This window comes from Rhodospirillaceae bacterium (assembly GCA_040219235.1).
Lineage (GTDB): Bacteria > Pseudomonadota > Alphaproteobacteria > Rhodospirillales > Rhodospirillaceae > WLXB01.
The window spans coordinates 26,731-40,417 of the sequence record JAVJSV010000002.1 but is presented as its reverse complement, the minus strand read 5'-3'; the positions used below and the strand labels follow the sequence as shown (position 1 = coordinate 40,417).

Sequence of the window (13,687 nt, the reverse complement as noted above, 5' to 3'; positions counted from 1 at the left end):
TATATAAATAGGCTGTTCATGATGATGAAGTTTCTGATTCAGAGTGTGTTCACCGAACTTATTCTGGTCTGTGTATCGCTCCCACACAGTGCGGTTGCTGAGCCATTTAAAGTTGCGCGTACCGCCATTCCACCCAGTAGAGGAATTCCCTTTACAGCTGTATCGCAGCCGGGTGTTGGAATCTGGTCGCTGATGTATGACACGCTCACGCGGATTGATAACCAAGGCAATGTGGAACCAGCGCTGGCAGAAAGTTGGGAATCTATATCGCCAACCCAATGGGTGTTCCGTTTGCGACAAGGTGTCCGGTTCCATAACGGTGAAATGTTTGATGCGTCCTCAGTGACCGCGTCCATCGCGCTCCTGAAGAGTGAGACGGGCGCGCGTTTCTATACGGCTTCTGAGGTCCAAGGTATTACTGCTGTTGAAGTCATTGATTCGCTGACAGTTCTGATAGAGACCGAGAAACCAGATCCGATCTTGCATCGTCGAGCCAGCCTCCTGTGGATGCTTCCGCCGGGCGCACTGGCAGATCGTGGTGTCGACAGCTTTGCGCAAGAACCAATTGGTAGCGGTCCTTTTCAGCTTGAAGAATGGGGTGCTGGAACCGTCCACTTTCGCGGTTTCTCTGGCTCTTGGCGGGCACCTGTTGCTATTGATGACCTGACAATATTTGTCATGCAGGACCCTGTTGCGCGTATGCAAGCGCTCCGCTCGGGCCAAGTCGATGTCGCTGAGCAAATGAGCAGCGACGATGTGAGTCAGCTGAAAGGCGAGCAATTCCAGACCTATACGCGAACAGCACCAGGGGTGTCAGGTTTGGCTTTTCGGGTGATTGGTAATGAGTCATCCCCGGTCGCAGATCGGCGGGTGCGACAGGCGATGAATTTGGCGGTCAATAGAGAGGCCATCGTAAACAATCTTTATCAGGGGGAGGTGTTGGCTTCAGGCCAAGGCGCAGTGCCCGGTGTCAATGGCCACAATCCAGAAGTCAAACCCTGGCCCTTCGATCCAACGCGTGCCCGGGCTCTGTTAGAAGAGGCGGATTTTGATTTTGACCGCATTCTAAAAATCCAGGTCGCAACGGGAATCGCTGGTGGTGATTCTCTGGCGTTCCAATTCGTCGCCCAGAACTTAGAAGCCATAGGGATGAAGGTTGAACTGCGGTCGATACCCTACGCCAACTGGCTCACAGCGTTTTTGACCAATCAATGGGATGACATCGATGCGTTTTCATTGACGTGGGATAACAGTGCGTACTATGACGGCATCCGGGCAGAGACTTACACGGGCTGCCTGAAGGCACAGCCTTTTTTCTGCGCGCCAGAAACCAAACGGCTCTTGAATGCAATATCAGTTGAGATGGATCCCACACGGCGTACAGCGTTGTTGCAAGACCTTATGGCCATGCTCCATGACATCGCCCCAGCAATTTGGCTTGTGACGGGTGCAGAGTTTGCCGCTGCAGGCCAAAACGTCGATGGCATCGCGCTCACCAGCCGCGGCATTCAGTATGACTTGGTCAGCTTGAAGAACGGACAATAAATACCCCAGCCCAGAGCGCTGTTTATCTATGTGGTCAACCAAGCCGTAATCGGGTCTGCCCATCTTTTCGGCTCATCAAAGATGATGTTTGAACTTCCACCGGAAATTTCCACATAGTCAAAGTCAGGTCTCAAGCCGCGTAGTCTTTCAGCGTGGGCCGCGAGCATGTCCGCTGTGTTTGAAACAACCAGCGTGGGGCATTTTATCGACGGTATGTCTGCTGCAAAATCATAGGTAAACGCTGCCGTGTGGCCGTACCACTCTTTCTCGCCGTTTGTAAAAAAGCTCAGGACGCCCATATGAAGGCCGCTCAATTTAGCGTTCGGGCCAATGACTCTTTGAAGAAGAGCCCAGTAATCCAGGTAATGACTCCCGTCTTCCTTGGGGCTCTGATCAAAATGTTTGTTGTTCAATCGCTGCACTCTCTCACTTTCATCATACACAGGTGCGCCGTGCAGAATGAGTCGGTTGAGTCGTGTCGGGTGACGCGCGGCAAATGCCCCAGCAATCAGTGCGCCTGTGTGATGTCCGAGGACATCAGCTTGAACTATACCTAAGCCGTCCAGGAAGCCGGGGATGCTATCCGCATAATCCGGAATGCTCGGGGCGTCCGGCGGGCTGTCAGATTCTCCATATCCAGGACTATCCAGCGCAATGACCCGGCAGTTGCCTGCCAGAAAGGGTGCAGCGTTTTTGTACTGCTGTGAGGACCAGGGAGTCTGATGAATTAATAGAAGAGGGGGGCCTTCGCCATACTGGCGATAGTGCATAAGTCCATATTTTCCATCCACATAACCGCGATGTTCTTTCACCGCCATTTTACTGATTACCAAGGGGGAGAATTTTCTCACCAAGCAATTTACCGAAGGTTAAGGCCGGCGTCACCATCATGCCACCGACGTAGGCATTGCCCTGTAACACCCCAGCACCAAGAATTTCTCCGGCAGCGTAGAGCCCTGGGATTGCCGATCCATCGCGCCGTATGACCCTAAGGTCATTGTCCACGGCCAATCCAGCTGCGCCCGTAATCGCACAACCTTGCGCCCGTATGGCATAGAATGGCGGTTTGCCGATGGGCAGCGGGCTGTGTTTTCGTGCAAACACATCATGTCCGGCCCCAATGCCATAGTTATAAAGATCGACTGTATCCTTCAGACCCTTGGCATCAATTCCGGCGGCCGCCGCCAGTTCTGCCAGGCTTTGACCTTTGTAAAACGAATAGGTGGAGCCGAAGGCGTCTTTGACTTGGTCTTGGGTCCAGCCTTCTACCACCGGCGGGGCTTGGTCTAAAATGTCTTGATCGAAGATGACCCAATACCGCATGCCGGGTTGTTTAAGCAGGGCATGTTCACGAGCATCCACACTCGGTAAATCTTCACACACGAACCGTTGACCAAGCGCGTTCACGTAGATCTCCCAAGGCTGCCGCACTTCTGGATAGCTGTTGGGCCGTCCGAGTGCCTTCGCTGGGTATTGATCAGACTCCAATATAATGCCAAAGCTGGCCATAAAGTTCTCAATGCCGCGCAGGTATGCACCGGCAGAGAGGCCAAGTTGATGGCCTCGTCCCTGACTGAAGGGCGACCACCATTTTTGATATTGTGGTTGGCCCGACAGTTCTTCGTACATGGTTGTGTTGGCGGCATATCCGCCCGATGTAATGACCACGCTCCGCCCTGTGTAAGAGCGTTCAACACCTTCAATATCCTTTGCGATCACACCGGTCACCGTGCCGTCGTCCTGCTGGAGCAAGGACAAAGCTTCGTGCCGCAGAAGAATCGTCAGGTCGCACGTCTTCACGGCCTCCATGAGCTGCGGTTCAACGACTTTCAAGATGGATCGACCGAATTCGCGGCCCCAGTAATAGCGGGCCTTGCTGAACGGCTCATGTGTGTTCCCCTTTGACGGGCACTCTGGCATCATGTCGAAGCCACCATCCATAAGCCAGTCGAACATCTTTCCCGCGTTCCAGATCGCCAGTTTCGCGAGGTCTTGATTGATCGTACCGCGGCTGATTCGCATGGCATCTGCAAAATGCTCTTCCGGTGTATCGTCTATCCCCAGCGATTTCTGTAACTTGGTCCCGGCGGCACTCATTTGCGCGGGTGCCAGTCGCAGTGTTCCGCCAACTGCACCAGAGTGTTCAATCACCAAAACCTTCGCGCCGCGTTTTGCCGCAAAAAGCGCAGCGGGCATACCGGCAGAACCAGCACCGATGATGATGACGTCCCAGGCGCGGTCTGCCGCTGCTGCGCTCTCTAAACCCAGTTGTTGTGGCGGTCCTTCGGGGCCGGCGTCGTAATCCACTCTGAAAAGGTTTGGGACTTTTCGTTCTGCCATGCTGTTCGCTCCTGAGCTTATTCTTTAATTTTGTCCATCTGACTCATCGGAGTCATGACGGTTTGACGCAAGTCGCCGTCCAATGCGCCGGTTAGGAAATCGGTTATCAGCGTATCGAAAATTTCGGGCTCTTCCACATAGGGATAATGCCCCGTATCCGGTATTTTGCGGATAAGAGATGGGGCGTTTGTCAGCCAATGTTGGAACACCTCCGCTTCCAGATGCACAACGGTTGGGTTGTTCATGCCCCAGATAATCAGGGAGGGGGATGTGATTTGGCTCAACAGCATTTGTGGATCGCCGGTGCGATACGCCCGGGTGTAGCGTTGCAGTTCTTCGCCAAGGCCCTCGCGGCGGTTCATATCGTAGGCCATATTCACCATCCACGCGGGGGGCGTGTGTCCCCCTCTAAAGGTGTTATCGAGTAGCCCCTGCCAATACGATCGGGGTTTGTTGAGTTCCTCTATGCGTTGCCGTGTTTCAGAGCCAGGGTCGCCGAGCGGATTGGTCTCAGGTGTTCTGGGCAGTCCGGCGGAGTTGATCAGAACCATCCTGTTCACTTTGTCCGTATTGACGGCAGTGTATCTAAAGGCAACGACGCCGCCACTTGAGGTGCCGATCAGGGCAAACTGTTTAAGGTCTAATTTCTCAATGAGGCGTTCAAGCAGGTCTATGTTGCGTTCTATGGAGTTCTGTTGCTTTGGGTCGAGTCCCGTTAGGCCCGCATTAGCAAAATCAAACCTCACAATACGAAATTTATCTTTCAGAAGAGCAGCAAGCGGATCCCATGACCGCAGGCTGTGATAAGAGGCATGAAGTAGAATAATTGTATCTCCTTCGCCCTCATCAACGTAATGAACGCTGACGCCGTCAAGATCGACAAACTGTGAGTTGGGTAGTTTGTAGGTCTTTCTTAGATCATCCAAAGGAAGGCTTGGCACCGGTGTTGATGCCGCATGGGCAGAGGTCGCACCCACACTGAGCGCCACACAAGCAGCTGTACATAGGTCTTTGAAGCGCATCAAACCTCTCCCGTTTTATCGCCGTCACGTCGGTAGATTAATGTAAGCAGCGCTCGCAGTGTAGGTAAGCCCTATTGGGCAATAAAACCCTAGTAATGCTAATCACCAATAAAAGAAATTTATCATTGTCCACGCAAGTAATGGCGTGTCTGATTTGAAATCTCTTTCGACGAATGGCACCACTTTAGGGCGTGTTCCACTGATACGGCCAGGGATACAGATCGGAAACTTTAATTTGCAAAATTTAAATTGGAAATCAGGGCTCTTTCCATGCCAGTCTTAGTGACAGATATAGTTTCTTTAACGGTGATCGGAGAGACGGATTATGGCTTTAAGTAATCAGTATCCAGATCGTGGCAAGGTCGGGCCAACACCCGCCATGACGACCCGGGCGGATGAAACATTTTTGAATTACGTTAAGGACCTACGCAGTGTTCTGCTATGGGGCAGAGCTAAGCACGTCCATCCCAAAGCGAATGAGGCAATTCAAGAAGAAAAAATCGCCATCGAGCCAACAAAGGAGTCAGTTGAAGCGGTAAGAAAGGTGGTCCGTGAAAAAGTGCCGGATGCTGGCGTTTGGGCGCGGGTCTATCGTTCGACACAAGAAGCCTTTTGGAATCGCATTTCTGAGTCTTACGGATTGCGCGAGGAAGAATTCCTCCGCCTTCTTGAGGAGTCCGATAAAACAGGGCCGGGGTCAGTCACCTGGGATCCCAATTACGTTTACCCAAACTATACCAAGGTTGAAACCCATCGCCAAAATGATGGCTATGTCGGGCACCCTCTTGCCGGCCTGCGCTATGACTATGGAAACCGCATTTTTGCAGGTAACGTCACTAAGGACGACTATCTCCATAAAGCCATGGCAGAGAAAATCTCTGTTCCCAAAGATGGTAAGGTTAAGCGTGTCATGGACCTTGCGTGTGCGGTTGGCAAACTGACGTGCCAGCTCAAACACAAGTTTCCAGAGGCAGAAGTTTGGGGTAGCGACATATCTGCGCCGATGGTTAGGTATGCGCATTACCGTGCAGCTGAGCAAAATGTCGACGTTCATTTTCTCCAGAAAGCCGGCGAAGATTTGGATGAGTTACCGGAAAATCATTATGACTTAGTAACAGTGCACATCTTGTTTCATGAGGTGCCGACCCCGGTGGTTGATCGGACCATTGCTAATGTTTATCGCATGTTACGCCCAGGGGGGACCTTCTGGATTTCAGATTTTCCGACGCTTCAAGAAGATCAAAAAGGACTTAAGTATACCGATTTGCTTGGCTCTATCGATTCTGCCGACAACAGCGAGCCTTACGCACCAGAATTTGTCCGCAGTAACATCGAAGACAAACTCCGCAATTTGGGATTCACGTTACGATACGAAGATCCCGAGGACATTCTCGTCTATGGGCGTGTGTGCGATAAACCGGTGTAAAGGAGGATTTGGTGGGCGATCCGAAAGCCGTTGAGGCGGAAACTGAATACGTTAAAGACCTGCCCGGGTTCGATAAAACGCACCCTCAGTATTTTAAAGACCCGATGATTGACAAGCTGTTGGAGATTGTTTTGTTGCTGGGCGGCGAAATATGGACCAATCGCGACCGGCAAATGGTGATGGAACAGCTTCTTGCTACCAAAGGCGTCGTCACACCTGATCTTATTGAGACGTTCAAACCAGACGAAGAATTCGGAAAAAACGCTGAGGAGCAGCGTCTTCGTTTTGTCAATCGTATCTACGGTTGCCTCTATCCCGACACAGAGATTCCCGAAGATCAAAATCATTTCAAATGGTTGACGGATAAAAAGAAAGATCCCGAAGCGGATGACTAAAGCTCTTTGTGGAAAAGGGCGACAGAGCGGCAGTTTCTGCGACAGAAATGTCGATGTATTAAAAAATTATGTCTAGCCATTGCCGGTGCTCTTAAGTGACAAGTTGCTCATAGAGAGGAATTTAACAGTGCGAGAAGTTATAGGCATGTTAGACCTTCTCAGAACGTTTTTGCGATCTGCAGTAAAAATCGCGAATCTGGTTATTGTTACTGGTGTTATCTCGAACAGCGTCACCGCTGAGACGATACGCATCGCGGCTTCAACACCGCTAACGTCTTATGCTGACCCGCTGGCCATCGACAGTGGCAATGGACTGATACCTTCTATTTTTGATGGTCTGACCAGTGTTAATGGTGATGGCACTGTCCGTCCCGCCCTTGCTGAGTCGTGGACCATCACCTCGGATACCACATGGGTGTTCCGGTTGAGACGTAATGTTGTGTTCCATGATGGGTCACCTTTTAATGCCATTTCCGTTGTCGATGTGCTGAACCTTCTCCGTGCTCCAGAGGCATTGGTTTACCCAATCGCAAGTGAGGTCAGTTCCATTGCCGGAACGCGAATCATCGATCCGTTTACTGTTGAGATCACAACGCATCGTGCAGACGGTCTGCTTGCTCGAAAATTGAGTCTTATCCCAATCTTTCCCGTGAATGTTTGGATCGACATGGGCAGAACTGCATTTTCAAAACACCCCGTCGGTACAGGCCCGTATTCAATTTTGGATTGGGGGCGTGGCGGGGCGTCACACGTTACGATGACCAATGAAGAAAGTTCTTGGCGGGCACCGAAACAAATTGATCGCGTAGAATACATATTTCGTCCGGACTCAGTCACTCGTATGCAAAGTCTCATGGCCGGTGAGGTGGACATCGCGAACAGTATTGACCCAGACTCGATTTCGCTATTGGAAGCGGCGGGATATAGAATTTACCGTCAACCGCATGCCATAAATTTGGCTATAGCTTTCTACAATTGTGGTGGTAGATCATCACCAACCACTGATCGTCGGGTTCGTTTGGCGCTGAATATGGCGGTAAATAAGAACCGGATTGTCGACAATCTATTAAGTGGCACGACCGAAGTTGCCACTCAAGGCGGAACCCCAGGGGTTCTCGGGTATAACCCGGATATCAAGCCCTACGCTTTTGATCCAACAGCCGCCCGTTCCCTGCTTGCGGAAGCGGGTTACAGCGATGGTCTGGATTTGGTGATTGGAGTCTTCAGTGGTCAATTTCCGTCTGACTCACTGATCTTCCAGCAGGTTGCCCAAGATTGGGCCGCAATAGGGGTAAACGCGAAGCTGCAACCGCTCGCTTTCGCCGATTTTTCGCGTCGAATACAAACCGGCGCGTGGGACGGAATCGATGCCTTTTCAGCGGTCTGGAGTCACTATCAGATCGGGGACGTCAGTCGTGCCCTCAAGCAATTTTCGGGTGGCGTGGGCCGGACGCATTTCTGTGCCCCCGAGCTTTTAGACGAGATTATAGACTCTGACTCAATACTAGATGAGGCTGTTCGCGAAGCAAGGCTCAAAGACCTTATGTCTCGTCATCATGACTTGGCACCGTCTTTGCCTCTGGTCCGATATGTCAGTTTGAATGCGCTATCCCCTCGCATATTGGACTTCAAGAGTGAAACTGGGCGGATTTTGTTTGAAGAAATGCGGGTTACGCCGTCTATAAATTAACGACCGTGCTAATCTATTTCCAGACAATGCCTTTCGAACAATTTTTCCACTTACAAAACTGCGTCATCTGAAGTCGTGTCGAGGTGATCTAATCCGTTCTGCAGTTCTGTCCGGCAAAGACCATCTCACACATCACAAAACCTCTATTATTTGCCCCACCGAGCCCGGTAGCCACGCACATCCACATGAACGAAAGGGCCGTGTGCTGAGTTTTCTGCATAGGCCGCAATGCCACCGGGGCGCCAGTCTTTTGCATGCGTGTTTGAAAGCTGTTTGGCTAAATCAGCAAGTACCCTGGCGTCGGCTGTGGTGACTTTTCCGTCGCCGTTGAGATCATCCATGTAATCGTCGCCATCATTATCGATAAACACGTCTGCCGCACCGCCATACAAATGCCGGGAGGAGGTTGTCGTGTTACCAATCAGCTTGTTGTAATAGGGTGTGCGAAAACCACTCATGACGTTGAAGGTTTCCGCAGCCCAACCTTTCGCGTTCGCGGCTTCCAGTAAACGTTCAATTTTCATCAACATCCCGGGCCGAATAAGCACATATGCCGGGTAATGCCCTGGCTGTTGTTTACACAGAAACTGGCGCAGGGTGAAATGAGGGGAAACGCGTGTATCGAGCAGCTCTGGTGTGACCTCAATGAAACCCGTCGGGGCTTCGTAGGCTGCTAGCCCCCGGAAGGGGGAGGAGTCATAACGGCCAATTTTGTAACCATTCAAATCTGTCTGCTTGCCGTTTTTCCAAGGGGTCAAGACGAACACATTCAGGGTGATACGGTCTGTCCCGTTGGTGAAAGTCAAAACCGATAAGCCGGGTTGAGACGGGGCATTCCATACCCAAGACGGACGTCCCTGCATCAACTTACCGTTGGATGCTGTGGCTTCGCTTTCTGTGTTTACAGTAAGGACACCATCCGGCATCATCGTGGTGGAAAGAATACGGAGGTCGCTCGTTAGCCCGCTGAAAGAGATAGTAAAATCAGCGCGCTCAGGCTGAAATGCCGACGCCATCTGGGGACTCATCAATAGCAGACCAAAGAAAAAACCGGCAGCTGATAACACCGCACGGTACCAGCCAAGGCTCGTAACACGCATCTCTTTATTCCACTCTTTGTCTAAGGCCGGCAAGCACGGCACCGTCTCTTTGGTAGACATCATCAAGGTATCTTACGCCACCATAACTCTCGTTAACGGCCGTGAAATAGAGAATATGGACCGGAACGCGGGACGCTAAATTAACGCGGGTTTCTTTACCAGTGGCAATTGTTTGATCAAGCAGGTCCCGGCCCCAATTCGGGGTTTCGCTCAGCAGCCATGCGGTCAAATCAACAACATCCTGAGTCCGGATGCACCCCGAAGAGAAGGCGCGCTGACGCTGGGCAAATAGTCCGCGGGTCGGCGTGTCGTGCAGGTAAACGTTATGCTTGTTGGGAAACATGATCTTCACTTGGCCGAGCGCATTCTCCGTCCCAGGGGCCTGCCTGAGACGATAGGGAAAATTGCGCGCCGAGAGGGCATTCCAGTCGAGGGTTGCGGCATCTACAATACCGCCTTCAGCATTCAGCACTTGAAAGCCTAAACGCTCAACGGCCTCAGGGTCTTTCTGAAAAACCGGAAGTTTGTCGGCGCGCGCCAGACTGGGGGGTGTTTCCCACCATGGATTTAGCACGACATATTGAATACGATCCGAAAATACTGGCGTTTTGCGGTATGATTTTCCAACAATAGCCAAATAAGTCCGCACCGGTGCAGCGTCTTCCCAGGTCGTCACCGAAAAATCGGCGATATTGACTCGCACGTGACGGCGGCCTAGTTCATCTGGAAGCCAGCGCCACCGCTCTAAATTTACGCGCAGCTGCTGCATTTCACCTTCCGGACCGCGATTCAAAGCCGCCAGTGTTGCCGGACCGGCCAGGCCGTCTGCTTCCAGACCAGCCTGGCCTTGGTAGGTTTTGATCGCAGCATCTGTTTCAAGATCCATGGTTCCAGTCTGCTGGGCAATATCCAAAAGCGCCAATTGAATAAGCCGGGCCTGCAGGGTGCTGACCCGTGGGCCCGACATACCCGGTTTCAGGGTCTCTCCGCCGGAGATTTTTTCAAACGGTGTGTTCACCTGTGCCCGGACGCGCCCGTACTCCTCCAACAAAGCCTTGTATCCAGGTTGTTTGGGGGCGAGGGCGTCTAAGCTTGTGGCAATGCTGCCCTGCTCCAAAGCAGAGCTAAGATACGCTGGTAAATCGGCCTCACGTCCGGCGGCTGTCCAATCCGGTTCAACCGATACCGGGTCAAGTTTGCCGTACACCATATGCGCGGCGGCTGAAAACCAAGCGTCCGTTGCGATCCGGTCACGTGCCACGAGATCGGCCTTGAGCGCAATGAGATCTTTGAGATGATAATGCTCAGGGTTCAGGCCATGCGGTTCAAGCCCTTGCAATGCCGCAATCAATTGGTCGTAGTCAGCCTCGTTTGCCCAAAACTGCTGATCGGGTTTTTGGCTATAAAATTCGTCCACAGCTTGCGGGGCAAGCCATGTGACATCCGATGGGCTTTGCGGTGTCTGGGCCTGTACAGCCATCCCGGTCTGTGTAGTTGCCAAAATCATGACAGCGACAGCAACAGCAACAGCCTGCAAAGCTGATCTTAAAAACAGGTATCTCATGTCGCTGGACTCCTTCATTGGCCGTCTCTTGAACCTTACCACTTATCTCAAATCGGCACAGTGTGCCGTGTTATTTGTGTTCAAGCGCGCCCATCGGCGTGCGGGGCGGTCAAGAGGTCATAAACGTGATGGGTTTTTCGTCCCGAATAGCCCGTCACCTTTCATGAGGGTAAATTTTGGGAACTATCTCAAATGCAGGTCGTTAACCTAGTATGACAAAGGAGGCTTTTCATTATGTTTAAGAGAATTGTTGTTGCGATAGACGGATCAGATCAATCCACATCAGCTTTTAATCTCGCTGCATCACTCACATCGCCAGAGTGTGAAATTCATTTGGTGCATTCTCTTCTCGTAGGCACCTCAATCAGCGACCTTATGGACATTGCAAAAAAAGAAGGGTTTGAGAAAGAAATCGCCGATGATCTGAATGACTCTGAGGTGTTACCCGTTGCCGCTGGAACACCTCACGGGGCAGCTATGCCGCCTGTTATCATCGCAAACGAGACTCTACAAAAATTTGGACAACTCCTGCTGGATAAGCTCGCGACCAAAGTGTCGGGCAAAGATTTTGGTGCCGTGCATAAACACATTGGCGTTGCGACAGCCGACAAAGACATTGTGGATTACGCTAAAAATAAAAATGCAGACCTTATCGTTATCGGAAGTCGCGGCCACGGCAAGCTCAAAAGCTTGGTCTTGGGGAGCGTTTCCCAAAGCGTCATCGTTGAAGCACAATGTCCGGTGCTGGTTGCTAAATAGGGAGTTTGAAGATGGATGCTAAATCTAAAGCCCAGCAGAAGGCTGCTGGGGCAGCCCTGGCCGTCAAACGCGGCGACGCTTCGAAGAGCAGCTTACAAGGTGCTTCGAAAGAGATGTATGAGTCCATGACGGAAGAAGAACTCGAAGATTTAGCCTCGACGAAAAGAGAGGAATTGCCAGAGAAGGCATAGAAAAAAAGGGTCTCAACCTGTTAAGGTATGGCCTCTCTACAGAATTTTATCAGCGGAAAGTATCTTGATTCATTACACGCGTCTTCTTCTCATCTCCTGCTTCTCACTTTTCATTTCGGCATGTGATTTTTCGACCGAGCAGAAAATCCCGCCAGATTCACAGGTGGATCCATCACACCTGCGGCGCGGTTTACAGGCTGACCCAGGGACTCTTGATCCCCACAAATCCATAATGACAGACGAGTGGGCTGTGTTGCGTGACGTTTACATGGGCTTGACCTATCCAGGGGCTGATGGTCGTCCTGGGCCTGGGCTGGCTGACTCCTGGGCTGTCTCTGAAGATGGTTATACTTATACGTTTTCTTTACGGCCTGACGCCGCCTGGTCTAATGGCGCAGCTGTGACGGCTCAACATGTTGTTAATGGGTTTCTTCGCCTGTTTGACCCCAAAACAGCCTCACCGTCTGCACCATTGCTCTATGTTATTGAAAACGCTCGTGATGTCAGCAGCGGTCGCAGACCGTTAGCGGATCTTGGCGTGACCGCTCTTGATGAACAGACAATCCGGATCAGCCTGGAACGCCCAACGCCCAACTTACCCGAGATGTTGGCAATGCCTTTTGCTGTTCCTCAGCCAGACGGTGACACCGCAACTCTGTTTAATGGCCCATTTATGATTGAGGAGTGGGTCGCGGGCTCGGTCATTCGGCTGGTTCGCAATCCCTATTACCGTGCCGCTGTCAAACCGCAACTTGAACAGATCAGTTATGTGCCGCTTTCTGATGATGAAGCGGCGATGCGACAATTTCAATCCGGCCAGCTTGATCTCCATCCTTGGTATCCGTCAAATCGGCGCGAATGGCTAGACGAAAACTATCCCAGCCAGGCTGCTTCCGGTCCGGCGCTTGGGGTGTCTTACCTCGTTTTTAATACTCAACAGGCACCGTTCAATTCGGCAGAGGTCCGTCGCGCCCTGGCATTGGCTGTTGACAGCTCATTGCTGGCAGACAGAGTTCTCAGTGGTGCGGTCGATACTGCAGCGCGCTTCGTGCCAGGGGCTGTTACCGGGTATCGTGGACCTGAGACGGATACACGAGCGCAAGAGGAGCGGATTGCCGAGGCGCGGCAACTGATGGTCGAGGCTGGGTATACGGCTGAGACACCGTTGCGGTTTGATTTTCGTGTTCGGCAAACCCCCGATGATCGCAAGGTCGCAACAGCACTGCAGGCATTTTGGAAAAGCATCTATGCCGAGGCCAGCCTTATCACCACGGACCTTAAAACCCATTTCGATGATCTTGAGTCCGGTCGCTTTGCTGTCGCAGATGCTGGCTGGGCGTTATTTAACGCGCCTGAGTCTTTTTTGTTTCTGCTGTCTGAAAGTGATGCCGCTCAATTAAACTATGGGCGTTATCAAAATCCCGCCTTCGAGGCCGCTTTCACCGCCGCTCTTGAGGCGACGGATCTAGAGGCCCGGGCGGCACTCTTTGCCGAAGCCGAAGCCCTGATGCTCTCTGATGCCGCAGTCGCACCTTTATTTCATTACCAAGCCCGCGCGGTGGTGCGGCGCGACGTTACAGGTTTTGTGCTTAACCCTGGGGCAATTAATCCGTCGGTTTATCTCGGAAAAATAGCGAACTGAGTCGGTCTTATTC

Annotated in this window: 12 protein-coding genes; 7 read left to right on the top strand and 5 right to left on the bottom strand. The window is 51.9% G+C overall.

Annotated features, from left to right (window positions below; translation table 11 throughout):
- Positions 1-18 precede the first annotated feature (18 nt).
- On the top strand, positions 19-1,545 hold the full coding sequence (locus RIC29_00310) for an ABC transporter substrate-binding protein (protein ID MEQ8733337.1): 1,527 nt from the start codon (positions 19-21) through the stop codon (positions 1,543-1,545).
- A 26-nt stretch (positions 1,546-1,571) separates the two neighbouring features.
- On the opposite strand, the gene RIC29_00305 is transcribed toward RIC29_00310, so the two are convergent.
- From RIC29_00305 to RIC29_00295, 3 genes are read right to left on the bottom strand one after another with little or no spacing between them, the layout of a single operon-like run.
- Positions 1,572-2,363, bottom strand: a complete 792-nt coding sequence (locus tag RIC29_00305) for an alpha/beta hydrolase (protein ID MEQ8733336.1) — start codon at positions 2,361-2,363, stop codon at positions 1,572-1,574.
- 1 nt (position 2,364) lies between these two features.
- Complete coding sequence (locus RIC29_00300; protein MEQ8733335.1) at positions 2,365-3,885, bottom strand: FAD-binding protein; 1,521 nt, start codon at positions 3,883-3,885, stop codon at positions 2,365-2,367.
- Positions 3,886-3,902: 17 nt separating this feature from the next.
- Positions 3,903-4,907: an alpha/beta hydrolase gene (locus RIC29_00295; protein MEQ8733334.1), complete on the bottom strand. Its 1,005-nt coding sequence runs from the start codon at positions 4,905-4,907 to the stop codon at positions 3,903-3,905.
- A gap of 325 nt (positions 4,908-5,232) precedes the next feature.
- Between RIC29_00295 and RIC29_00290 the strand changes: the two genes are divergently transcribed.
- The 3 genes from RIC29_00290 to RIC29_00280 all read left to right on the top strand — a co-directional run bounded on the left by RIC29_00290 (position 5,233) and on the right by RIC29_00280 (position 8,418).
- Positions 5,233-6,333 carry a class I SAM-dependent methyltransferase gene (locus tag RIC29_00290; protein ID MEQ8733333.1) on the top strand — a complete coding sequence of 367 codons (1,101 nt, stop codon included), beginning with the start codon at positions 5,233-5,235 and terminating at the stop codon, positions 6,331-6,333.
- A gap of 11 nt (positions 6,334-6,344) precedes the next feature.
- Positions 6,345-6,728: a hypothetical protein gene (locus RIC29_00285; protein ID MEQ8733332.1), complete on the top strand. Its 384-nt coding sequence runs from the start codon at positions 6,345-6,347 to the stop codon at positions 6,726-6,728.
- Positions 6,729-6,855: 127 nt separating this feature from the next.
- Positions 6,856-8,418, top strand: coding sequence for an ABC transporter substrate-binding protein (locus tag RIC29_00280; GenBank protein ID MEQ8733331.1), 1,563 nt, complete (start codon positions 6,856-6,858; stop codon positions 8,416-8,418).
- 146 nt (positions 8,419-8,564) lie between these two features.
- Here RIC29_00280 and RIC29_00275 read toward each other — a convergent pair whose 3' ends face one another.
- Together RIC29_00275 and RIC29_00270 are read right to left on the bottom strand one after the other, a co-directional pair.
- Positions 8,565-9,581 carry a hypothetical protein gene (locus RIC29_00275; protein ID MEQ8733330.1) on the bottom strand — a complete coding sequence of 339 codons (1,017 nt, stop codon included), beginning with the start codon at positions 9,579-9,581 and terminating at the stop codon, positions 8,565-8,567.
- The gene (locus RIC29_00270; protein ID MEQ8733329.1) at positions 9,523-11,082 is read right to left on the bottom strand and encodes a L,D-transpeptidase family protein; all 1,560 of its coding nucleotides are present in this window, start codon (positions 11,080-11,082) and stop codon (positions 9,523-9,525) included. The genes RIC29_00275 and RIC29_00270 overlap by 59 nt, the downstream gene beginning before the upstream one ends.
- A gap of 234 nt (positions 11,083-11,316) precedes the next feature.
- Here RIC29_00270 and RIC29_00265 point away from each other — a divergent pair, with 234 nt between their 5' ends.
- From RIC29_00265 to RIC29_00255, 3 genes are all read left to right on the top strand, one after another.
- Positions 11,317-11,841, top strand: a complete 525-nt coding sequence (locus RIC29_00265; protein MEQ8733328.1) for a universal stress protein — start codon at positions 11,317-11,319, stop codon at positions 11,839-11,841.
- Positions 11,842-11,852: 11 nt separating this feature from the next.
- Positions 11,853-12,032, top strand: a complete 180-nt coding sequence (locus tag RIC29_00260; GenBank protein ID MEQ8733327.1) for a DUF3008 family protein — start codon at positions 11,853-11,855, stop codon at positions 12,030-12,032.
- Between the two features lie 163 nt (positions 12,033-12,195).
- On the top strand, positions 12,196-13,674 hold the full coding sequence (locus RIC29_00255) for a peptide ABC transporter substrate-binding protein (protein MEQ8733326.1): 1,479 nt from the start codon (positions 12,196-12,198) through the stop codon (positions 13,672-13,674).
- Positions 13,675-13,687 lie beyond the last annotated feature (13 nt).